Source organism: Segatella copri (assembly GCF_949820605.1).
In the GTDB taxonomy this organism is placed as follows: domain Bacteria; phylum Bacteroidota; class Bacteroidia; order Bacteroidales; family Bacteroidaceae; genus Prevotella.
In genome coordinates this window covers 48,394-71,046 of sequence record NZ_CATKVU010000006.1, presented here as the reverse complement: position 1 = coordinate 71,046, position 22,653 = coordinate 48,394, and the positions used below count along the sequence as shown (strand labels likewise).

General features: G+C 44.0%; 16 protein-coding genes and 1 pseudogene. 9 read left to right on the top strand and 8 right to left on the bottom strand.

All coding sequences use genetic code 11. The features are described 5' to 3' along the window. Positions 1 to 371: 371 nt before the first annotated feature. The 8 genes from RCO84_RS01370 to RCO84_RS01335 all read right to left on the bottom strand — a co-directional run bounded on the left by RCO84_RS01370 (position 372) and on the right by RCO84_RS01335 (position 9,897). A complete protein-coding gene (locus tag RCO84_RS01370) occupies positions 372 to 1,091 on the bottom strand; it encodes a hypothetical protein (protein WP_144154765.1) in 720 nt (239 codons plus the stop codon). Positions 1,092 to 1,292: 201 nt separating this feature from the next. After that, complete coding sequence (locus RCO84_RS01365) at positions 1,293 to 2,555, bottom strand: ammonium transporter (protein ID WP_144154763.1); 1,263 nt, start codon at positions 2,553 to 2,555, stop codon at positions 1,293 to 1,295. 151 nt (positions 2,556 to 2,706) lie between these two features. Next, on the bottom strand, positions 2,707 to 3,063 hold the full coding sequence (locus RCO84_RS01360) for a P-II family nitrogen regulator (protein ID WP_144154761.1): 357 nt from the start codon (positions 3,061 to 3,063) through the stop codon (positions 2,707 to 2,709). A 413-nt stretch (positions 3,064 to 3,476) separates the two neighbouring features. Then, the gene (locus RCO84_RS01355; RefSeq protein WP_317583592.1) at positions 3,477 to 4,019 is read right to left on the bottom strand and encodes a beta-galactosidase small subunit; all 543 of its coding nucleotides are present in this window, start codon (positions 4,017 to 4,019) and stop codon (positions 3,477 to 3,479) included. A 31-nt stretch (positions 4,020 to 4,050) separates the two neighbouring features. Next, complete coding sequence (locus RCO84_RS01350; RefSeq protein ID WP_317583590.1) at positions 4,051 to 4,488, bottom strand: glycoside hydrolase family 2 TIM barrel-domain containing protein; 438 nt, start codon at positions 4,486 to 4,488, stop codon at positions 4,051 to 4,053. 32 nt (positions 4,489 to 4,520) lie between these two features. After that, on the bottom strand, positions 4,521 to 6,863 hold the full coding sequence (locus RCO84_RS01345) for a family 20 glycosylhydrolase (protein ID WP_287861542.1): 2,343 nt from the start codon (positions 6,861 to 6,863) through the stop codon (positions 4,521 to 4,523). A 24-nt stretch (positions 6,864 to 6,887) separates the two neighbouring features. Next, on the bottom strand, positions 6,888 to 8,879 hold the full coding sequence (locus RCO84_RS01340; RefSeq protein WP_317583588.1) for a glucosamine-6-phosphate deaminase: 1,992 nt from the start codon (positions 8,877 to 8,879) through the stop codon (positions 6,888 to 6,890). Positions 8,880 to 8,931: 52 nt separating this feature from the next. Beyond that, positions 8,932 to 9,897 carry an ROK family protein gene (locus tag RCO84_RS01335; protein ID WP_317583586.1) on the bottom strand — a complete coding sequence of 322 codons (966 nt, stop codon included), beginning with the start codon at positions 9,895 to 9,897 and terminating at the stop codon, positions 8,932 to 8,934. A gap of 527 nt (positions 9,898 to 10,424) precedes the next feature. Here RCO84_RS01335 and RCO84_RS01330 point away from each other — a divergent pair. The 9 genes and pseudogenes from RCO84_RS01330 (at position 10,425) to RCO84_RS01295 (ending at position 22,602) form a co-directional block, all read left to right on the top strand. After that, complete coding sequence (locus RCO84_RS01330; RefSeq protein ID WP_287829984.1) at positions 10,425 to 11,645, top strand: ROK family transcriptional regulator; 1,221 nt, start codon at positions 10,425 to 10,427, stop codon at positions 11,643 to 11,645. A gap of 12 nt (positions 11,646 to 11,657) precedes the next feature. Next, a complete protein-coding gene (locus tag RCO84_RS01325; protein WP_317583584.1) occupies positions 11,658 to 12,455 on the top strand; it encodes a glycoside hydrolase family 16 protein in 798 nt (265 codons plus the stop codon). A 140-nt stretch (positions 12,456 to 12,595) separates the two neighbouring features. Next, the gene (locus RCO84_RS01320; protein WP_287838465.1) at positions 12,596 to 15,559 is read left to right on the top strand and encodes a SusC/RagA family TonB-linked outer membrane protein; all 2,964 of its coding nucleotides are present in this window, start codon (positions 12,596 to 12,598) and stop codon (positions 15,557 to 15,559) included. Positions 15,560 to 15,576: 17 nt separating this feature from the next. Next, entirely contained in the window at positions 15,577 to 17,223 is a 1,647-nt protein-coding gene (locus RCO84_RS01315; protein ID WP_317583581.1) for a RagB/SusD family nutrient uptake outer membrane protein, read from the top strand. A gap of 236 nt (positions 17,224 to 17,459) precedes the next feature. Then, positions 17,460 to 19,016 carry an IS1182 family transposase gene (locus RCO84_RS01310; protein ID WP_317583579.1) on the top strand — a complete coding sequence of 519 codons (1,557 nt, stop codon included), beginning with the start codon at positions 17,460 to 17,462 and terminating at the stop codon, positions 19,014 to 19,016. Positions 19,017 to 19,207: 191 nt separating this feature from the next. Next, complete coding sequence (locus RCO84_RS16995; RefSeq protein WP_445081690.1) at positions 19,208 to 19,393, top strand: hypothetical protein; 186 nt, start codon at positions 19,208 to 19,210, stop codon at positions 19,391 to 19,393. Then, positions 19,381 to 19,587, top strand: a pseudogene (gene nagB, locus RCO84_RS16990) (glucosamine-6-phosphate deaminase); the annotation flags it as partial. The gene RCO84_RS16995 and the pseudogene nagB, both read left to right, overlap by 13 nt. A gap of 209 nt (positions 19,588 to 19,796) precedes the next feature. After that, on the top strand, positions 19,797 to 21,335 hold the full coding sequence (locus RCO84_RS01300; protein WP_373690113.1) for an arylsulfatase: 1,539 nt from the start codon (positions 19,797 to 19,799) through the stop codon (positions 21,333 to 21,335). A gap of 49 nt (positions 21,336 to 21,384) precedes the next feature. Beyond that, a complete protein-coding gene (locus RCO84_RS01295) occupies positions 21,385 to 22,602 on the top strand; it encodes an anaerobic sulfatase-maturation protein (RefSeq protein ID WP_317585489.1) in 1,218 nt (405 codons plus the stop codon). The last annotated feature ends 51 nt before the right edge of the window (positions 22,603 to 22,653 follow it).

The following is a 22,653-nucleotide window of genomic DNA, read 5'->3' as shown; positions in this document are numbered from 1 at the left end:
AACCAAGCTAAAACAAAGCTTAAAATTACTATTTGCTACGTTTCGTGTGCAAAATTACAACTTTTTGCTAGAATAAAGAAAAGAACAGTAGCATTTTGTCTTTACTTTATCACAACAATAACATATCAACACATATTAAATTAAAATATACGATAAATTGAAAAGAAAAACACACAATTTAGTTACAATCTGTAAAATACAATCGATTTTAAGATAAATAAAGCGCTTCTAGAGCACATTTTACATCATATACGACCTTCTCCCCCCATACCCCAAAGAAATGCCGATCGCTCTTTGGTGGAACTATCGGCATTTAAAATAAAAATTTAAACTTACCAACGTAAGATTTTATCGTAAAACCTAAGAGCCTATTATGGCTGCAAAGTAAAACCTACTACCAGGTAAGCTTTTTCAGTGCTAGGATTAGCAGCTACCTGAGCGAAGACTGGAACAGAGAAAGAATCTGTAATCTTCAAATCCTTGGTAGCTTTCAGTGAAACATTGGTAACTGCAAAACCATTGGCATCACCATAGAAAGATGTTGCAAATGGAACTGCGCCTATACTTGCTGCCCAATCACAACCGCCCAACTTGAATGGGGCTGTAGCCTCAACATATGAAGAATAAGCACGGTCACCATCCTTATTTAATCCATCATGGCCTGCAAAGTTGGTGTACCAGTTCAAGGCAACTGGTCCAAAGTCATAACCTACGTTTGCCTCAAACACATGAGAAGTTTCATGTGCCTTATAGGCGAAATACTTCTCGTTAGGAGAGTTGAACCAGTAATCGGTTACGCCGATATGGAAACCACCGGTTTCATAAGCCAAGGTAAGGTCAAACTCCTTAGTATCCTCTGGCTGAGAGATACCTACACTTCCCCAAGCCGTCAGAGACAAGCCCTTGTAACCAATACCAAGTGTTGGCTGCAAAGAGACTTCTCCAAGTGACTGACCACGCCAGTAATACTGGTTTACAACATCTGCAGCGATGGTAGTTTCAACCTTGTCCTGCGCAGAAGCAGCAGGAGCAAAAGCAACCAAACCGAGTACAATGGCACCCATCTTCTTTATATTAAAAATCTTCTTCATATTCTCTCTTTTTATGTGATACACTTTTGTTTTTAAAAGTTTCGGCAGCAAAGGTGCTGCAAATCGAAGACAATACAAAATAAATCGCGATTTATTTATATTGTAGAGATGCAGCGTACCTTACTCAATGGTACTAATAATAACTCTGCTCGCCAAAACTTCTGCTGAAAAATCTCTCTCGCTCGCTATATGAAAGTATCTTTAGTTGTAGCAACTTTCACCATGCTCGTAGATATCGAGACCTTCTTCCTCGATTCTCTTGTCAACACGGAGACCACAGATTTTCTTGATACCCCAGAAGAGGATAATACCTGTTACGGCTGCCCAAAGGTCGATACAGAGAATACCGAAGCACTGAGCACCAAAGAAACCGAAGCCACCACCATAAAAGGCGCCACCATCAAGGGCGAAGAGACCGGTCATCAAGGTACCGAAGATACCGCATACACCATGTACTGAACTTGCACCTACAGGGTCATCAATATGAAGCTTTGTATCAATGAACTCGATAGAGAATACCAAGATGATACCTGCCAAGAGACCGATGATGGCAGAACCCAATGGACTAACCAAATCGCAACCAGCAGTAATGGCTACCAAACCAGCCAAGATACCATTCAATGTCAATGAGAATGATGGCTTGCCATACTTGATCCAAGATGTGAACATAGTACCCAAACCACCGCAGACTGCAGCCAAGTTGGTTGTCAGGAATACGTGACTGATAGCAACACGGTTAACCTCACCAGAAGCAGCGAGCTGAGAACCAGGGTTGAATCCGAACCATCCGAACCAGAGGATGAATACACCAAGGGCAGCAGCCATCAGATTGTGACCTGGGATAGCAGTACTCTTACCATTGCGATACTTACCAAGACGAGGACCTAAGCAGATAGCACCCACCAAGGCAAGTACACCACCAACACTATGTACGATGGCAGAACCTGCGAAATCATGGAAGGCTGCACCGAAGGTGTTCATCATGAACGAACCTGCCTCGCTGTTGCAAAGCCAACCGCCACCCCATGTCCAGTGGCCCTCTACAGGGTAGATAATCAATGAAATGAAGAATGAGTAAACGCAGTACATGGAGAACTTGGTACGTTCTGCCATAGCACCTGAAACGATGGTAGCACTAGTAGCGCAGAATACGGTTTCAAACATCAGGAAGCCTTCAGTAGGAAGACCGGCTGCATTTGTATAGAAAGACAAATCACCGAAGTTAGGCATACCGATGAAACCGGCGCCATCACTACCAAACATAAATCCGAAACCTACGAACCAGAAGAGAACGGAACCGATCATAAAATCGACAAAGTTCTTAAACAAGATATTCGCGGTGTTTTTACTACGGGTAAAGCCCGCCTCGCAGAGGGCAAATCCCGGCTGCATGAAAAAGACCAACATGGCTGCCAAGAGCATCCATACGGTATCTACTGAAATTCCTAAATCCTGTACACTCATAATCTTTTTACTGTTTAGTGTGTAGTGTTTAATGTTTAATTGGCATGCGCCCTCACTACACAAGATTCATAAAATTTTAATAAAACGTTTAATGTTAGCCATCAAAGCCGTGCTTATGCTACCCATCTAAGTAAACATTAAACACTAATCACTATTTCTCCTGCTCAGCATTATAGAGAGCGATGTCGCCTCTTTCACCTGTACGGATTCTTACGGTATCCTCTACAGGAATTACAAAGATTCGCCCATCACCAATCTCGCCTGTACGGGCAGCCTTCTGGATGGCATTAATCGTTTTCTCTACGTTCTTGTCGCGCACGACAATATTCAGCAACACTCGCTCAATACTGCTGGTATCATACATGACACCACGATAGATTCGAGCCTGTCTCATCTTACCCTCTCCTCTTACATCGTAGTAAGAAAACCACTCGATGTCGGCGGCAAGCAAAGCTTCTTTTACATCCTCAAACTTAGTCTTACGGATGATTGCTTCAATCTTTTTCATGTTAATCTCTCCTATTAATTAATTTACATTTTGTTTGTTTTCTGGTGCAAAGGTACGACATTTTGCTTAATATTCCACAATATCACTTACTTTTTTGATGTTAATATTTTCATTTAATTATTATTTTGTATAGTTCTTTTTAAAATATAGAACAAAATGAAAGCAAATTACACATTATTCGTTTCATTTTGAAACAAACAATAAAAAAAACCGCCTGAAAGGCCACAAAGACCCCTCAAGCGGCAAACCTAAAAACAATCTCTCAACCCTAAAACTAGGGTCACTTTATTATTTAAACTTAATCTTATACCCATATTTCCGCATATATCTGAGTTTTATAACGGAAATTTTATTTTGAATGTAAATTCACAATCAGCATAATGGAGACGATACTTCTCCATAGGCTTGGTCATCTAACTGTCGATGCAGCCCAATGGATACTGGCATTTCTGGATATGCAACTGCACGAGTCCCTTATCCACCAGATCACCATTGTGTTGTCCCCATGCATGCGTCTTCTCGATACCAGAATCCAAATCCTCTACCAGATAAGGAATGGCACTGCACTCCATAGGTTCATACCCCTCGAAGATAATCCCCTTGCCGGTGGTTGGATTAAAGATAGAGAAATAGCGGATATCGGTATGGTTACCACTCTCCTGCGGACGGATATATGGATAATATTCATCCTTCACGTCAGACTCGTACTTGCCGATAAAAGCAGAAGAATGACGATCTACGCAGTTCTCTTCAGGACCTCTACCATAATACTCGAGCTTAGAGAAAGTAGCAGGCATCTGCAACTGCAGACCGAATCCGAACAGATCGGCAACCCGAACCTCCCTGTCGGTAGTCATCTTCTGGGTAACATTCCCCTCGCCTGCAGCACTGATGTCATAGCGGAGCATCAGCTGAGCTTTCCCTTCAGGCATATCGAAGAGAGCTGTCAGCACCATATGCTAACAGACATTCCCAGTGCGCTGACCTTCACATAAGAGTTGGTTTCCTCCACCTCCACTCATGCCGGTTGACACCCTTAATCAGTACAGGCTTGCCGTTCACCAGCAACTGGGCGTTCTTGATTTCCACATTGCGGAAGCCCACCTTCTGCAGAATCATCTCCGCTATCCCCGGCTTATTCTTCAGAGAGATGTATACCTTATATAAATAAGGTGTCTCAGCAGTCCAAGCCTTCACCTTCGGTACTTTGATTACACCCTGAGTTCCGGTAGCCGACGCTATTTGCTTGCCATCCTTATCGCACAAGGCTACAATCACATCAGCCTTGCCGTCTTCACTATATCCCACATACTTGCCGTTCACCCAAAGGGTCAGGTTGCTGGTAGCCGAACCTACATGGAAATAGACATCCTTGCCCTTCCAGTCCTTAGGAAGTTCACAGCAAGGCGAGGCAAAGCGATACATTTGCCATATTTCTGATGCTCATATCTGTTTTTTTATTTTCTGAAAAACATAGAGTTATCTACTGGTGTAAACTTCTGCTCGCTGTCCTTGCGCATTTCAATGCCGAGACTGCTCCACCATGAAGGCCAGCCGCCAACGATATTGCTGAGGAAAACCACCTTGAAAGGATGCAATCCCTTAGCCAATGCTACAGAAGTATCATGATTGGTACCAGCCTTCACATCCCCCTCGTTGCTGATCATTAGTTTGTTATCAATCCAAACCTGCTCCAGACGGGAAGAGAGATAATAGACACCATCCTCCGGAATATTGATGTAGCCCTCAGCGATGGCAGCATAATTATTGGCACCGCGCAAGGTAGCAGCATCATCCTTCTGCTGAATCTTCATCTGCTCCAAGCCCTCGATGTTTGCACACTCCCAGGCAGCATCAGCCCATTCCAGCTGGTCAACCTTCAGATAGTTGCCCTTAATGCGCTTCATCTGCAACCCAGGTTTTGCGCCCTCCACCTTAACAGCAGGAGCATAAGTTTGCTTCTCAACATCAACGGTTCTGATACGGCTCATCTTGCCTGAAGGCAATATGGTTGCTATCTTGATGATGGTGTTTCCACTCACCCTGATAGGCTCTGCATAAGCCGCAGAAGAAGGAGTTGGTGTACTTCCATCCAATGTATAAACCATCTTCATAGGACGCGAGGTGGTAAAGGTTACCGCAGTATCCCCAGTAATAACTACCTTATCGCAAGACCCGAAAGGCTGCTCAGGTAATGGGATATGATAACGGATATGACGCTCGTCCAGACGAACACAATTTGCATCCAGTCGGCGGCAGAAATCCTTGAAGTTTTTCCTGTTCACTGGCGACCATGCAATCTCAGAGAGAGCAATGGCACGAGGATACATCATATACTCCATCTTGGCATTGGAATACATATATTCCGACCAGTTGTTACACTGAACGCCCAAGATATGATGAGCCAGTCCCAACGCCTTGATGGTATCAGGTACCGGATTATAATTATAGGTAGAAGCCAGATATCTAGGAGGACTAGGAATGGTTACAGGCTCCACCTTGCTGTCGCCCTGATACCAGTCGAGATACATACCTTCGCTGCCCGGCGTCATGATGACATCATGCTTCTGCATGGCAGCCTCGATACCTCCTTCCGTTCCACGCCATGACATCACGGTAGCATTCTCACTCAATCCGCCTTCCAGAATCTCGTCCCATCCGATAATCTTTCTGCCACGCTTCTCCAGCATTTTCTCTATGCGCTTGATAACGTAGCTCTGCAGTCTTTCCTCAGCCGAATGCTTTCCTTCTGCCTGCAAGCCCTCAGTCTGAATACGCTTCTGACAGGCAGGGCAGTTTTTCCAACTCGTCTTCGGACACTCGTCGCCACCGATATGGAAGTACTTACCTGGGAAGAGAGGAACAATCTCACTAAAGATGTCATCCAGGAAGCGGAACATATCTTCCTTGCCCGGACACATCACGATATCCTCTACACCCCAAACTGTTCTCACCGACCACTGCTCACCTTTGCATGAAAGATAAGGATAAGCAGAGATAGCTGCCATCATGTGACCAGGAAGGTCGATTTCCGGAATCACGGTAATATAGCGCTTGGCAGCATAATCCACTATTTCCTTAATCTGCTCCTGGGTATAGAAACCGCCATAAAGAGAGCCATCGCCCTCGGTACGGATACTGCCCACAGAAGTAAGTTTAGGATATTTCTTGATTTCGATACGCCAGCCCTGGTCTTCCGTCAGATGGAAGTGCATGGTGTTCACCTTGAACATAGACATCAGGTCCAGTTGCTTCTTCACATTCTCGACAGAAATGAAATGGCGGCATGGATCAAGATGGAATCCACGGTAGCCGAAGCGTGGAGCATCCTGGATATCACAGCATTGTGCTACCCATTTCACCCCATCCACCCGGGTTGCGCTCTCTATCTGGGCAGGGAGTAACTGCATGAAACTCTGCATACCGTAGAAGGCGCCCTTGGCGGTCTTCGCCTTGATAACAACCCCCTTGGCGGTTACGGTAAGGCGATAACCTTCCTCAGCAATTTTCAGCGAAGGAGAAATCTGTATAGAGATATTCCCCTTCTTTCCACCTACCGTTACCTCATAACCTGTAGAAGCCTTCAGTTTGTCTGCCATGTACTGGGCGATATTTCTGCCTTCAGCTGTCTGGTAAGCGATTACCACCTTCTGTGGCAATACGAACTCACCTTTCTGTACCTGAGTCTTCACCGGTATCGGGATAATATTAATATTGGCAGCAGATGCCGGAGAGGAGATACCACCCAGCATCGCTGCACAGGCTACAAACGAGCCTAATAAACGATTGAACTTTGTCATGACATTAAATATATTAATAAGGTATTACAATGGCTTGTACTCCACGAAAGCCTCCATGGCCTCATAGCATGCCAGACCCAACTGGTCGTAGAGCGATGCTGTAGCACGGTTACGGTCCTCGGCTCTCTGCCAGAACAGGCGCTCATCATTACCCAAGAAAGGAGCACTCTCCATCTGCGACTGATGCTTGAGAATAGAGTTACGCTTTGCCCGCAACTCCTCAGGGCTCAATGGAACACACATTTCGATATTCTCAATCTCCCATTCTGCCCAGGCACCACGATACATCCAGATGCGACAGTCCTTCAACCATTCTGCACCCGCTTTCTTCTCTTCGTCGATAGCTGCCAGAACGGCATCGGTACACTTCTTGTGGGTTCCATGAGGGTCAGCAAGGTCGCCGGCTACATAAATCTGATGCGGCTGCACCTTCTGCAACAGAGCTCTCACTATCTCTACATCCTTCTCGGTCATAGGCAACTTCTCTATCTTGCCGCTCTCATAGAATGGCAGGTCGAGGAAGTAGACATGGTCAAGCGGAATATCATTATAGGTACAAGCGGTACGAGCCTCACCACGGCGAATCAGTCCCTTGATGGTCAGGATATCTCTTGTATCGAAGTCACTCTCCTTCTTCTTGGCAAAGAAGGTCTTGATTTCCTTATATTTATTAGAGATGATGCTGTCTTTTGAGTCTGCAAAAAGCTGGTTGAAACCATTGATAAAGTGCATGAATCTTGTTACTTCCTCATCACCCACAGCAATGTTTCCTGATGTTTCGTAAGCTATATGCACATCGTGGTTCTGCTGTACCAGTCGCCGGATGGTTCCTCCCATTGAGATAACATCATCATCTGGGTGTGGAGAGAACACGATAACCTTCTTAGGGAATGGTGTTGCACGCTCCGGACGATAGGTATCATCGGCATTCGGCTTACCACCTGGCCATCCGGTAATGGTATGCTGCAAATCATTGAAAATCTTGATATTGGCATTATAGGCTGAGCCATAGAGAGCCAGAAGTTCACTCAGTCCGTTCTCATTATAATCCTTATTGGTCAACTTCAGGATAGGCTTACCGAGTTTCTGGCAGAGCCATACCAGTGCAGAACGCACCAGTTTATCACTCCACTGGCATGAAGTTACGAGCCATGGATGCTCGATACGCGTCAGATGGTGAGCTGCACCTAGGTCGATGACAACATGAGCATTCGGATGAGTCTGAAGGAATGATGCCGGCAGGGTATCTGTGATAGAGTTCTCCACCACCTTCTGCATAATCTCTGCCTTCTCTTCGCCCCAGGCTGTCAGATAGATGCTCTTGGCTGAGAGTAAGGTAGCGATACCCATGGTGAGCGAACATGGAGGAATGGTTTCCTTGGTCTGCTCACTGTTCTCCATCTCTTCGCGAGAGGTATTGCCGATGAGGATGATACGGGTCATCGACTGGATGCCCGAACCTGGCTCGTTGGCTGCAATATTACCCGAACGGCCTATACCTATGAGGGCTACATCGAGACCGCCAAAGGTCTTGATACGCTGCTCATAAAGACGGCAACTGTCCTGTACGGCATCCTGTGCCACAAAACCATCCAGTGTAAAGATGTTCTGCTCAGCCACATCCACATGATTGAGGAAACGCTCCTTCAACTGGTTGATGGTACGGAGAGAGCTGTCCTTCTGGAGCGGATAATATTCGTATGCATTGAATACAACAACATTGCGGAAGCTCAGGGTCTTCTCGTTGTAACGGCGAACGAGGTCATCGTATACAGAATAGAGAGAAGAACCGGCACCCAGCGCCATCACATAGAATTTGCCTTCCTGCTGTGCCGCCTTGATACCAGCTTCTATTTTATCAGCTACATGACTGGCACCTTCTGCCATAGAGGCAAAGATATCTGTATGAATCTTCTCCATTCTGGAGATTTCAGAGTATTCTACAGTCGTCTTTGGCTTGTAGAACTCTACAGGTACTTTATTGAGTACGATTTGCGAACTAAGATTGAGTCTCATATCTTTATCTATATTTAAATAGGTTATGTTATATTTTTTTTTAAATGACGGATTAGAGTTCAGATGCCATTGCCGCAGCACCCAGGATGGCAGCCTTGGCTCCATCCAGTCCGCTCATCAGGAACTTAGCCTTACCTTTATATAATGAGAGCACATGCTCGTTATATGCTTCTTCAATAGGACGGAAGAGGAGATCGCCAGCCTGTGCCAATCCTCCGAAGAAGATAAAAGCCTCCGGGCTCAGAAAGGTAGCTATCTCTGCACAGGCCTTGCCGATTCTTGTACCGGTTTGTCTGAACACTTCCTGTGCCAGTGTATCTCCTGCCATGGCAGCCTTATAAACCACATAAGATGTAATTTCTTCCCTTGGAATATTTCTCAGCTCAGTTGCCACGGTTGATGCTTCGAGCATGGCCAAGGTAGTACGGACCACGCCTGTAGCCGAACAGTAGGTCTCCAGACAGCCCTTTCTGCCACAGCCGCATGGTCTACCGTCAGGATCCACTACCATGTGTCCCAACTCACCGGCGAAACCGTCGCAACCATAAATCAGCTGCCCGTTAGCCACGATACCCGATCCTACGCCTGTTCCGAGAGTGAGTTCTACGAAGTTTTTCATGCCAACCGCAGCACCATATTTCATTTCTCCCATAGCAGCCGCATTTGCATCATTGGTAATAGCAACCGGAATGCCCAGTTTCTCTGCAAACATGTCAGCCAGCGGTACAATGCCCTTAGCCCATACCAGGTTTGCCGCATTTTCAATGGTTCCCTTGTAGTAGTTACCACAAGGCGCACCAATGCCCATGGCACGAATTTTCTCCATACCACCTACCTGTTCTACTATCTGCATCACAGCTTTTACCGATTCCTCTACGTATTGTTCCACGCGTTGGAATGCCTGGGTCTTGATTGAGACGGTAGCTATTATTTCTCCATCCCCATCAACGATACCGAAAACGGAATTGGTGCCACCCAAATCCAAACCAATCACTAAAGACTTTACATCGTATTCCATAATTCTTTTAATAAAATAGATTAAAAACAAATAATGAGGAGCAGCACAAACTGCCATTTATTAAATTCTTTATTAATATTTACCACATTACTAAAATATTTTATTTTGCAAAGTTACTAGTTTTATCAAACACTACAACAAAAATAGCGTTAATATTTCTAAAACAGAAACATTTTTTATACTTTAAGCATTCTTATGACTGGAGCACCTGCATTTTGCTCTCATCTGCCACCGATTAAGTGTAATTTAATCCATATTAAGAGAAAAATTTAGTGTAGTTTTACACACTATATCAAATACTTACGGAAGAATTATACTTTATCGCTCTTCAAAGCTACTCACTCCTTCATCACCCCTTTTGCGCACTTACGTATCCAACCCCTCTATATATAATAAGGTATAAGAGGAAACCGGATGTCCGAAAACTACGAAAAGTATACTATTTTTTACTATTTAAGTTTTATTAACTGCAAAAATATTGTATCTGTCCGAAAAAACATTATCTTTGCAAATAAAAAATATTAGTTATGAAAGTCGACTTAATAAAATATATTAGTAAGATAAACGAAAAGCCCTCAGCTCAGGGCAAGCTCCTGGAGCAGTTTATCTCTCACGGAGCCTCCACCATCCCAGAGATATCGAAGGCTATCGGAGTTAGCTTACCGACAACAACAAGTGCCCTCAACGAGTTGATAAAAGAAGGACTCGCCAGAGAGATTGGAAAGAAAGACAATTCTTCGGGACGCATCCCGATGGTTTACGACCTCGTTCCAACAGCAGGCTACTTCATCGGTGTCAATCCTGAGATGAACTGCCTGGCACTTGCAGCAAGCGACTTCGCAGGCAATCTGATTACCGAAAAAACAAGAGTGCCTTACGTATATAAGAACTCTCCAGAAAACCTGGAAGAGATAAGCAGAATCATCAATGAGTTTATCGAAAGCCTTCCTGTTTCAAGAGAAGAAATACTTCAAGTTTGCGTGAATGTGGCTGAGCGCGTGAATCCTGTACAGGGAAATGCCTACAACATGTTCACCTTCCTGAAAGAATCATTGACCGACAAGTTGACCCAGCTCATACAGCTACCTATATGTATCGAGAACGATACCCGGAGCATGGCTTTCGCTGAGTTGATTAAGGGACAGTGCAAAGGCCTGAAAGACGTCATCTTCGTGAACGTATGCTGGGGCATCGGAATCGGAATCATCATCGACGGCAAACTCTATTACGGAAAGTCGGGATATTCTGGCGAATTCGGTCACATGACTGCCTACAACAACAACATCATCTGCCACTGCGGCAAGATAGGTTGCATAGAAACAGAGGTTTCGGGCAGAGCACTCAAAAGGAAGCTCGTCGAGAAGATAAAGGAAGGAAAGACTTCTATCCTCTCAGAAAGAGTACTGAAAAAGAATGAAGATCTATCACTCCAGGATATTCTGGATGCCATAGCAAAGGAAGATGTACTTAGCCTTGCCACACTGCAGTACATAGCAGACGAACTTGGCAAGCAGCTGGCAGGAGTCATCAACATCTTCAACCCTGAAATGCTGGTCATCGGAGGAGAAATGTCGGTTACAGGCGATTACCTCACACTACCGGTAAAGATGGGCATCAAGAAATTTTCTCTCAACATCATGAATGAGGATTCTAAAATCGTTACCTCAAGCCTGAAAGGCCTTGCAGGAATCACGGGAGCCTGCCTGATAGCAAGATACCGGTTTCTAAATGACAATAAGCAAACATAAACAACAATAACAATGAAAAGTAGATTAATTCTAACACTGTTTATCATCACTTCAACAGTTGTTATGGCTGACAGCAAGAAAGAAAAGACAATATTTCTTGACGAGTTCAATAGTTCTGAATCAATTCCTAACCCAAAAGTTTGGAAACTTGCAGAATATTTAAATGTAGCCTGGGCGCGACATTTCAAGAACGTAAATGAATATGAAAATGTGAAAGTAGAGAATGGCTATCTCAAACTTAAAGCAAGCAAAGACGACGGCTTATATAAAACAGGTGGTATCCATACGATAAAGGGGTTTGGCAAGAATACCCGAGTAGAAGTAAAGGCAAGGTTAACCAAACGGGCTCGCGGTGCATTCCCTGCTATTTGGCAGATGCCAATTGGAGGAGAAATCTGGCCTAGAAGCGGCGAAATAGATTTAATGGAATGGATACAAAAGACTCCAGATGAATTTTATCAAACAGTACATACGTATTATATTAATGGAGATACTGGCTCTGCAGGGGTAACCAATCCTAACAGAGATTCCAACTTTGATGTTACACAGTTTCATGTATATGCAGCAGAAAGGACTGACGAAGCTGTAATATTTTATGTAGACGGAAAAGAAACTTTCAGATACAAGAATATGAATCTGCCAAAAGAAAAGCTGCAATTTCCGTTCTGCGATTATAATTTTGACATAATTCTAAACTGTTCCCTAGGAGGTGTGCTTAACGGGCAGCCAACTTGGGCAGGCATAATACACGATGAAGACTTACCAGTTGAATTGTGGGTAGACTGGGTAAAAGTCATAGAATGCGAATAATCAATATAACATTTTAACTAACAATATATAATAATCCTATGAACAAAAGAGCATATTTGTACATTGCGGCTCTACTTGGTATCACATCACCATTTTATGCCGCCCCTGCATCAGCAGCTCAGACCTATTCAAAAACTGCTATGCAACAACAGAGTTCCTGCAGTGGTAATGTTAAAGACTCTAATGGAGAACCTATCATCGGTGCTACAATCAGAATCGAAGGGAGCAACGGTGGTACTGTAACTGACCTTGATGGTAATTTTACCCTAAAAGACGTCAAAATGGGAGTTAAAATTACAATTTCTTCCATCGGCTACAAGACAAAGACTATAATATGGAATGGCGGTTCTATCCGTGCTACACTGTTAGAAGACAGCAACATGCTTCAGGAAACTGTAGTTGTAGGTTATGGAGTTCAGAAAAAAGCAAACCTTACAGGTTCTGTATCGGCAATCACATCTAAAGACATCGAAGGTGTGCCAGTAGCAAACACCGCTACCCTATTACAAGGAAGAATGACAGGTGTCAACATTACAATGAATGGTGCCCAAGCTGGTAATGATAATCCGGAAATTAGAGTACGTGGCGTAGGAACATTTGGTAACAGTAATCCTATGGTTCTCATTGATGGCGTAGAAGGAACATTAAGTCAACTCAGCGATATTTCACCTGCAGATATTGAGAATATTTCTATTCTGAAAGATGCCGCATCTGCCGCTATATATGGTGTACGTGCAGCAAATGGCGTAATCCTCATTACAACAAAGAAAGGTTCAGCCGGATCTGTAAAAGTAAACTATGGAGGAAGTTATTCTATCCAGAGCGCAACTGTTTTACCAAAGTTTCTCAACAGTTACGATTGGGCCATCATGCGTAATGAAACTAATCCTGGTTCTTACGACCAAGCTGCGCTTGAAAAGTTAAAAAATGGCTCTGATCCAGACCACTATGCTAACACAGATTGGATGGATGAAATCATGCAGACAGGTCACATGCAGCAGCATAGTTTATCGGTATCAGGTGGTTCTGAAAATGTACAATTTATGACATCTATTAACTATTCTGACCAAAAGGGTATAATGAAGGAAACTGGAGTACGTAAACTAGGCTTCCGTTCCAACGTCAACTCTAAATACAAAAGATTTAGTTTTGGGTTAAATATAGCAGGAAATTTTAATGATGTAACAGCCCCAGGAAAGAATGTTGCTGGTGAAGGAGGTGTAATGCGATTGATTTCATGGTTTGCACGCCCAACTGTACCTTCACGCTATACCAATGGCCATTATGGTTATGTAGATGGTTCTAATAAAGATGCAGAAGCGTTTAAAAATCCATTAGAGGCTATCAATCTTGGATATAACAAGAATAATGCATGGCGCTTTAACGGAAAGGCAACCATTGGTATTGACATCTATGATGGTTTAAAATTCCAGACTAGTTACGCATATACATTCTATAACAAAGCGACAAAAAGCTACTCACCTAGCGATATAGATGCACGCTATGACGCAGAAGGAAACATGCTGAAAGTAGGGTCTGTAAACAATCAATTAACTGATTACAGATATCGTGAAACCATGTGGACTAATGAAAACCTTCTTACCTATAACAAGCGTTTTGGTCTTCATACAATCAATGCATTGGCAGGTCATTCTATTATTGGCTACGATGAAGAAGGTTTAACTGCATCTAAGCAAGGTTTCCCTACCAACAACATCTATGAGCTAGATGGTGGAACCAAGAATCCTAATACAGGAGGTAATGCCGGTGCTTATCGCTTACAGTCATTCTTTGGACGTATACAGTACGATTATGACAACAAATATCTCTTCGAATTCAATGTTCGACATGATGGATCTTCACGCATGCCAAAATCACACCGCTATGCAACATTTCCTTCTGTATCATTAGGTTGGGTCTTCACCAGTGAGAAATTTATGGAAGAACAGAGCAAGTGGCTCTTCGGTAAGCTCCGTTTTTCTTGGGGAAAGTTAGGTAATCAGGAAATCGGAAATTATCCTTACACTGCAACCTATGCAGCAAGCGGCAACTACTATTTTGATCAGAGTGGAACTCCTCAGGCTGGTCTTATACAGAATTCAGTTCCAAACGAAAATATCAAGTGGGAGACTACACGCAGCGTGAATATTGGTATTGATCTCGGATTCTTCAACAATAAGGTAACCACCTCATTCGATTGGTTCGACCGCAAGACTTCTGATATTTTGATGCAGCTTTCTATGCCAGGTACGTTCCTCGGATTATTGAGTGCTCCTTATCAGAATGTTGGTGAAGTTCGTAACCGTGGTTGGGAATGGAGTGCTAACTATCAAGACCACCGCGGTGACTTTGGCTGGTATGCAGGTTTCAATGTAACCCATGTAAAGAATGAAATTCTCTATATGGGCGGTTTAGATGAGCGTATCAGTGGTGAAACCATCAATAGAGTAGGTGATGCTATTGGTTCTTATTACGCTTATAAGGCTATCGGCATCTATCGTACAGAGGCTGATCTCAACCGAACTAATTCAAAGGGTGAGAAGATTAAACAGAATGGTATTGAGCCAAAATTGGGTGACATCATGTATCAAGATACTAACGACGATGGAAATATTACACCAGACGACCGTGTGATTATCGGTAATCCATTCCCTAAGTATTCATTCGGTTTTAATATCGGAGGATCTTGGAAGAACTTTGATCTCTCAACACTTTGGCAGGGAGTTACTGGAATTTACCGCTATAACTGGGAATCCACTAGTGACTGGCAGGGTAACCGCACAGATCGCTGGTTAGACCGTTGGTCTGAAAGTAATCCAAATGGTTCTATGCCACGCTTGGGTTATAACTTCAATGATACATTCTCTTCATTCTGGTTGTCAAAAGCAGATTACTTGCGCTTAAAGAACTTAGAGGTAGGGTATACATTCGACCAGCTTGCAAAATGGGGTGTATCCAAGGTTCGTGTCTACTTCGCAGCAACCAATCTGCTCACACTCACTTCTTTAGATAACTACGATCCAGAAAAGACCAGTGGAGATTCACGTAACGATATCCACCCTAACATGAAGAGCGTATCATTCGGTGTTAATATTAATTTCTAAAATAGGAGGACTTTACAATGAAACAGAATAGAATATTCAACTCTATAAAAGTTGCGTCATTTTGCAGTATGATGGTGCTTACAGCAACATCTTGCTCTGACGACTTCTTTGATGTAAAAAACCCTAATGAGATTTCTAGTTCAACCTTCTGGAAAACTGAGTCAGATGCCTTGATGGCGCTTACGGGTTGTTATGACGCTATGCAAAATGGCGATTTGAACAACGATTATATTGATGGTGGGAAATTTGGTTTTCTCACCCGTGAAACTTGTACAGACAATGGTGGACACTCTTGGGGTAACTGGATGCTCGGTTCCTCTATTGCACAGGGAACATCAACAGCAAACGATCAGTGTTTCTCTAAGTATTGGAATGCGAACTATGAGCTTATCAAGCGCTGCAACGCATTGCTCGAGAATGTTGATGAAATCAGTATGAGCGACGACAAGAAGGCTGCTTTTAAGGGTGAAGCTATAGCTTTGCGTGCTCTCGGATATTGTAACTTGGTTTCAGTATTCCGCGATGTACCTTATCTCGAAAAGCCATTGACATTGGCTGAATGCCAACCTGCCCGAAATACAAAAGAAGAAATTGCCACCAAAGTTTTAGCAGACCTCAAGAAAAATATTCCTAATATCCCTGTTAAGGGAAAAGCAGGTAAAGGTCGACTTACACAAGAAGCAGCATACGCTATCATGGGGCGTTTAGCTCTCTTTACCAAGCACTACGATGAAGCTATTGAGGCATACAACCATGTAATAGGTAAATACAGCTTGTTCACCTATGGTGATGGTTCTGATGGATATAAGAATTTCTCTGAGCTCTTCACAGAAAAGAATGAGGAATGCGATGAAGTAATCTTGGGTATTCATTATGCAGGACCTGGAAAGAACGAGGGTCAGACCTTCAGTATCAGCTGGGGTGGTCCGATGAATGCAGTTGAGGCTACTCGAAATCTCTGTGATGATTATTATTGCATTGATGGTCTGCCTATAGATAAATCACCCTTGTTCAAGGGTAAGACAGGCAAAGCAGCATACGATAAGGAAAATCCTGATTTTGCACGTTATGAGAATCGTGATCCTAGGTTGAAGGGAACTCTCTTTGTTCCTGGTATGAAGTGGCTCAACGATGTATATAATTATCCTAAAGAAGGTGGCAAGAAAATTCCTTCTGTTTCTCAAGTTGCCATTATGAAATGGTTCGTACCTGAGAATATGGCAAATGAGTATGATGGTAGTCTTGATTACTATGTAATCCGCTATGCAGAAGTTCTCCTTTCTCTTTCTGAAGCTATGATTGAGAAAGGTGGATATAGCCAAGAGCAGATTACCAAGTATATCAATGAAGTACGTGAACGTGTTCATATGCCAAAGGTTGAGGCTGTTGAGGGTAATGGTTTGTCAACCGAACAACTTCGACAGATTGTTCGTCACGAACGTCGCGTCGAGCTTGCTTTTGAGGATCTTCGCTTTGCAGATCTCTACCGCTGGGGCGAATGGAAGGATGCTATCGAACGTATGAATAAAGAATATGAAACATACGGTATGGGAGATTATTCCCGTTCTTACAGAGGGTCTCAGGATGATGTGTGGCCAATCCCACAAAATGAGATTGATACCGATCTCAACTTAAAGCAACATAAAGAATGGGGAGGAGAATGATTTTATAACACGATTCGGTTTAATTTCATTTTTGATTTCACATTTTAATAAACGTTATCAAATTCTAGAAGAGGGTGTGTCATAAGTCTGTGGCGCACCCCTTTTTATTTTTTGCCTTTTCACAGATACGAAATCTTTAAAAAACATTTTTATTTACAACAAAGCCCAAACTTTCACAAGCTCGGGCTTTGTCTTTCCGCAAAAGATTTGTATCTTTGCAGAAAACTTCTTTAAGTATGGCAAAGATACAAATAAAATCTGAAACTCGGCACGAATTGAGCTTTTTTCCTAACTCTTTCGATGATTATGTGCCAAAAGACAGCAAAGTTCGTATGGTGGATCGTATAGTTCGCAGTATGGACATCAACCCTCTCATGGATACCTATGATGGGATTGGTGCTCCTCCTTATAGTCCGAAGATGCTTCTAAGTTTAGTTGTTTTTGCCTATATCAATGGCGTTTATTCCTGTCGTGGCATAGCGGACGCACTTAAATACGATGTTCGCTATATGTGGATTTGTGGAGGTAAGCAATTATCTTTCGCAACAATCAACCGCTTTAGATCCCATCATATGATTAAATGCATCGACTTTTATTTTGATGCAGTCGTCGCCATATTGTTTGAAAAGGGCGTGATTAGTCTGGAGGAACAATATGTTGATGGTACTAAGATAGAGTCGAAAGCAAACAAGTACACGTTTGTATGGAAGAAGACTGTGGAAAAGAACAGGGCTAAGCTCTTGGAAAAGACATCTGCTGCATTGGCTCAGATAAAAGAACAAATTCGCCTGAATGGCGGGAGTGACATTAGGGAAGAAGACAGCGAGCCAGCCACTTTCGCCAAGGATGTAGAGAGAAGTGCACGTTTGTGTGAGAGGCAAGTGAAGAACCTTCCTAAGGCAAAGCTTACAGGAAGAGAGAAGCAAAAGCTAAATACTCAGATAGATCACTTGTTCAAAGCCTCGGACAAACTGCGCGAGTATGAAAAATCACTGGATATACTGGGCGAGAGAAACAGTTACTCCAAGACTGATCCCGATGCGACCTTCATGCGCCTCAAGGAAGATGCCATGAACAATGGGCAGACAAAGCCTGCCTATAACCTTCAAATTGCGACAGAGAATCAATATTGGACGAATTTCGCCCTTTATCCCAATCCAACAGACACCCTGACCTTCAAGCCTTTTTTGGATAAGTACAAGAAAAGACATGGAAAGCAATCCAAGAGCGTCACCGCAGACTCAGGGTATGGCTCGGAGGAGAACTACGAGTACCTAGAGATGGAAGAGATGATGGGTTATGTAAAGTACAACTGGTTTCACAAGGAACAGCATAAGCCTTTCAAGGAGGATGCCTTCAACCAAGCGAACTTCTACTACAACAGGGATGATGACTATTATGTCTGCCCCATGGGACAACACATGGAACCTTGTGGACAACGGCAAACGAAAAGTGACTCCGGCTATGTGTCTGTCATTACATTATATAGAGCACAACGATGTGATGGATGTCCGCTTGGAAGTCTCTGCAAGAAATCCAAAGGCAACAGAACCATATATGTCAACCATAAACTGAATGCATATAAAAAGGAAGCCTTCCTGCTACTAACGTCTGAAGAGGGCTTGAAACACAGAAGCCAGCGACCGATAGAGCCGGAAGCTGTATTTGGGCAGATGAAGGCAGATATGCATTATAAGCGATTCAGGCATTTTGGAATGGACAAGGTTTACATGGATCTAGGATTGTTCGGAATGGGATTCAATTTGAAGAAATATTTGGGTATAAAACGATAAAACTCAATTTTGTTTTTTTTATCGTCAGGGATAACTATGCCCTTTTGTGAACTTTGGGGCTGTTTTGTTATCGATAAAACAAGAAAAGTAAAGTTTCTATACAATATAATAAGATTCCCTTTGTGAAGAAAGACTACGATTCAACTAGAATATATAGAAACACACACAAAAAAAAGGTGCGCCACAGACTTATGACACACCCTCTTCTTTTTGGGTTTTCAAGTTCAGAAGAGCCATTCGTATTAGGTTTGCCTACCGGTTCTTCACCTATGGGCATGTATGCAGAAATCGTAAAGGCTGTGAAGGCTGGCGAAATCTCTTTCAAGCACGTCCTCACCTTCAACATGGACGAATATGTAGGCTTGCCAGAGAGGTAATGATTCTCTGCAATGGTCATAACAAGTCACGTGCGCTCCAGGCTGCCATTGAGGGACCTGTTACCCAGGCATGGACCATCAGTGCTCTGCAGCTTCACCAGCATGGTATCATCGTCTGCGACGAAATGGCTACTGACGAGCTGAAGGCCAGCACATACAAGTACTTCAAGGAAATAGAAAAAGACAACTTATAGTTTTATCATAAAAAATCAACTATTCTATGTTATATCAACACATCATGTACGAGAATAGACTAGGTTGTGTGCCCTTCCTATTGTGAAACAGGAAGGGCACTGTTGCTTTATGAAGAATAAGAGAAATATTCTTAAGAAATATCCCGAAATTTTTGGTAATTACGAATATTCAGCGTACCTTTGCAAGATATAACTTAATACAAAACATTATGGCTAATAATTATCAACCTTTCAACCGATCTTTGCTGGCGATGGCTGCCCTACAAGCCTTGCCGCTATCTCTCTTCGCCCAAAACACCCCGCCCAACATTCTCTTCATACTGTGTGACGACATGGGATATGGCGATCTGGCTTGTTACGGCCAACCTTATATCCACACACCTAATATAGACCGGATGGCGCAGGAGGGGATGAGATTCACCCAGGCTTATGCCGGTTCTCCCGTCTCGGCTCCGTCGAGAGCTACCCTCATGACGGGTCAGCATACGGGACATACACATGTGCGTGGAAACAAGGAATACTGGAGAGGTGTGCCAATGGTAAAATATGGCAACAACGAGGAGTATTCTGTCGTAGGACAGGAACCTTACGACCCGCAGCATAAGATTCTGCCCGAAATCATGAAGGACAAAGGATATAGAACCGGTGTATTCGGGAAATGGGCTGGCGGATATGAGGGTTCGGTTTCTACTCCCGACAAGCGTGGCGTGGACGAATTCTATGGCTATATCTGCCAGTTTCAGGCTCATCTTTATTATCCTAACTTTCTGAACCGCTACAGTCGTGCAATGGGAGATACAGCGGTGGTAAGAGAGGTGATGGAACAGAACATCCAGCATCCGATGTTCGGCAAGGATTATTTCAAGCGCAAGCAGTATTCGGCCCGCATCATCCACGACAAGGCACTGGAATGGATTGACAGTCAAGACAAGGAACATCCTTTCGTAGGATTCCTTACCTATACCCTGCCGCATGCCGAACTTGCCCAGCCGGAAGACTCTATTCTAGAGAATTACCAGAGACAGTTCTTTACCGATAAAACCTGGGGCGGATGGGAAGATTCGAGATACAACGCTGCGGTTCATACCCATGCACAGTTTGCCGGAATGATTACCCGACTGGACCAGTATGTGGGCGAAATCTTCGCCAAGCTGAAGGAGAAGGGACTCGACAGGAATACCATTGTCATCTTTACTTCAGATAACGGGCCGCATGAAGAAGGTGGTGCTGATCCAGAGTTCTTCGGTCGCGACGGTAAGTTGAAAGGTCTGAAGCGCCAGTGCTACGAAGGCGGCATCCGCATACCATTTATCGCCTGGTGGCCTGAGCATATCAAGGCAGGAGCGGTGAACGATACCCAGTTTGCCTTTTACGACCTGCTGCCTACTTTCTGCGATTTGGCTGGCATCAGAAACTTTGCCAAGCGTTATACCAACAGAAAGTTGGCTGGTGATGGTTTCGACGGAATCTCTATCGCTCCTACCCTTCTGGGCAAGGATGCAGAGCAGAAACATCACGATTACCTGTACTGGGAATTTCACGAAACCGACCAGATTGGCGTGAGAAAGGGCGACTGGAAACTGGTGGTAGTAAAAGGCGAGCCGCGGCTCTATAATCTGGCTTCCGATATCCACGAAGACCATAATGTGGCGGCAGAACATCCTGAGATTCTTTCCGAACTCCTGGCTGCCATCAGAAAGGAGCATCGAGACAGCAAGGATTTCGAAATTACGCTGCCAAAGTTCTGATTTTCTCTCCCGGTTACAGAGAAATTACAACTAGATTCAAGAAAAAATGATGAACGACAACATAGCAAATCCCTTTGCCAAGCCACTATATGTAATGCTGAAGCCTGCGGGTGCCCATTGCAACCTGGCATGCAAATACTGTTATTATCTGGAGAAGAACAAGCTCTATCCCACTGCTCAGCGACATCTGATGAGCGATGAGATGCTGGAACAGTTTACCCGAGAATATATAGAGGCGCAAACCATGAGCCAGGTGCTCTTCACCTGGCATGGTGGCGAGCCTCTGCTGCGCTCCATCGACTTCTACCGCAAGGCTTTATCCCTACAGCAAAAGTATGCTGGAGGCAGGCGCATCGACAACGTAATTCAGACCAACGGCACGTTGCTGACCGATGAATGGTGCGAGTTTTTTGCCCAGAACCATTGGCTGGTAGGCATCTCTATCGATGGTCCGCAGCCTTATCATGACCATTACCGGCTGACGGCTGCGGGAAAACCATCGTGGAAGAAGGTGATGCAAGGCATCAAACTGCTGAAGAAACACGGGGTAGAATGGAATGCGATGGCGGTGGTAAATGCCTATAATGTCAATCATCCACTGGAGTTCTACCGCTTCTTCAAGGAAAACGGCTGTCAGTTTCTGCAGTTCACACCTATCGTTGAGCGACTGACCCGACATGAGGATGGCCGTACCCTGGCAAGTCTTGCCGACAAGGATGAGATTTCTCTGAGCGAGGCATCGGTTGCGCCGGAGCAGTGGGGCTACTTTCTCTGTGCAATTTTCGATGAATGGGTTCGGAAGGATGTGGGCAAAATCTTCGTTGAGATTTTCGACTGCACGCTGGCAAACTGGATGGGTATTTCTCCCGGCATCTGTGCTTATTCCAAGGAATGCGGTCATGCGGGAGTGATGGAGCACAATGGCGACGTTTATTCCTGCGACCACTTCGTTTTTCCGGAGTATAAGTTGGGCAATATCCGTGACCATTCGCTCATCGACATGCTTTATGGTGAGCAGCAGCAGGAGTTCAGCCGTCTGAAACACAGTTCTCTTCCCCGTCAGTGCAAGGAGTGTGACATGGAGTTTGCCTGTCATGGAGAATGCCCAAAGAACCGCTTCATGAAAGATAAGTATGGCGATTCCGGTCTCAACTATCTCTGTCCGGGTTATTACCATTATTATCAGCATGTAGCGCCCTACATGGATTATATGAAGCAGGAACTCATGGCGCAGCGCCCACCTTCGAACATCATGAAAGTTTTATAGTGAGCATGACAGATTCTAAAAAAACAGCAAAATACTTGGAAAAAAGTCAGA

Excerpts from the sequence above, each read along its gene's own strand:
- RCO84_RS01370 (WP_144154765.1), bottom strand. The coding sequence starts at position 1,091 with ATGAAGAAGATTTTTAATATAAAGAAGATGGGTGCCATTGTACTCGGT.
- RCO84_RS01365 (WP_144154763.1), bottom strand. The coding sequence starts at position 2,555 with ATGAGTGTACAGGATTTAGGAATTTCAGTAGATACCGTATGGATGCTC.
- RCO84_RS01360 (WP_144154761.1), bottom strand. The coding sequence starts at position 3,063 with ATGAAAAAGATTGAAGCAATCATCCGTAAGACTAAGTTTGAGGATGTA.
- RCO84_RS01355 (WP_317583592.1), bottom strand. The coding sequence starts at position 4,019 with ATGGTGCTGACAGCTCTCTTCGATATGCCTGAAGGGAAAGCTCAGCTG.
- RCO84_RS01350 (WP_317583590.1), bottom strand. The coding sequence starts at position 4,488 with ATGTATCGCTTTGCCTCGCCTTGCTGTGAACTTCCTAAGGACTGGAAG.
- RCO84_RS01345 (WP_287861542.1), bottom strand. The coding sequence starts at position 6,863 with ATGACAAAGTTCAATCGTTTATTAGGCTCGTTTGTAGCCTGTGCAGCG.
- RCO84_RS01340 (WP_317583588.1), bottom strand. The coding sequence starts at position 8,879 with ATGAGACTCAATCTTAGTTCGCAAATCGTACTCAATAAAGTACCTGTA.
- RCO84_RS01335 (WP_317583586.1), bottom strand. The coding sequence starts at position 9,897 with ATGGAATACGATGTAAAGTCTTTAGTGATTGGTTTGGATTTGGGTGGC.
- RCO84_RS01330 (WP_287829984.1), top strand. The coding sequence starts at position 10,425 with ATGAAAGTCGACTTAATAAAATATATTAGTAAGATAAACGAAAAGCCC.
- RCO84_RS01325 (WP_317583584.1), top strand. The coding sequence starts at position 11,658 with ATGAAAAGTAGATTAATTCTAACACTGTTTATCATCACTTCAACAGTT.
- RCO84_RS01320 (WP_287838465.1), top strand. The coding sequence starts at position 12,596 with ATGCAACAACAGAGTTCCTGCAGTGGTAATGTTAAAGACTCTAATGGA.
- RCO84_RS01315 (WP_317583581.1), top strand. The coding sequence starts at position 15,577 with ATGAAACAGAATAGAATATTCAACTCTATAAAAGTTGCGTCATTTTGC.
- RCO84_RS01310 (WP_317583579.1), top strand. The coding sequence starts at position 17,460 with ATGGCAAAGATACAAATAAAATCTGAAACTCGGCACGAATTGAGCTTT.
- RCO84_RS16995 (WP_445081690.1), top strand. The coding sequence starts at position 19,208 with ATGACACACCCTCTTCTTTTTGGGTTTTCAAGTTCAGAAGAGCCATTC.
- RCO84_RS01300 (WP_373690113.1), top strand. The coding sequence starts at position 19,797 with ATGGCTAATAATTATCAACCTTTCAACCGATCTTTGCTGGCGATGGCT.
- RCO84_RS01295 (WP_317585489.1), top strand. The coding sequence starts at position 21,385 with ATGAACGACAACATAGCAAATCCCTTTGCCAAGCCACTATATGTAATG.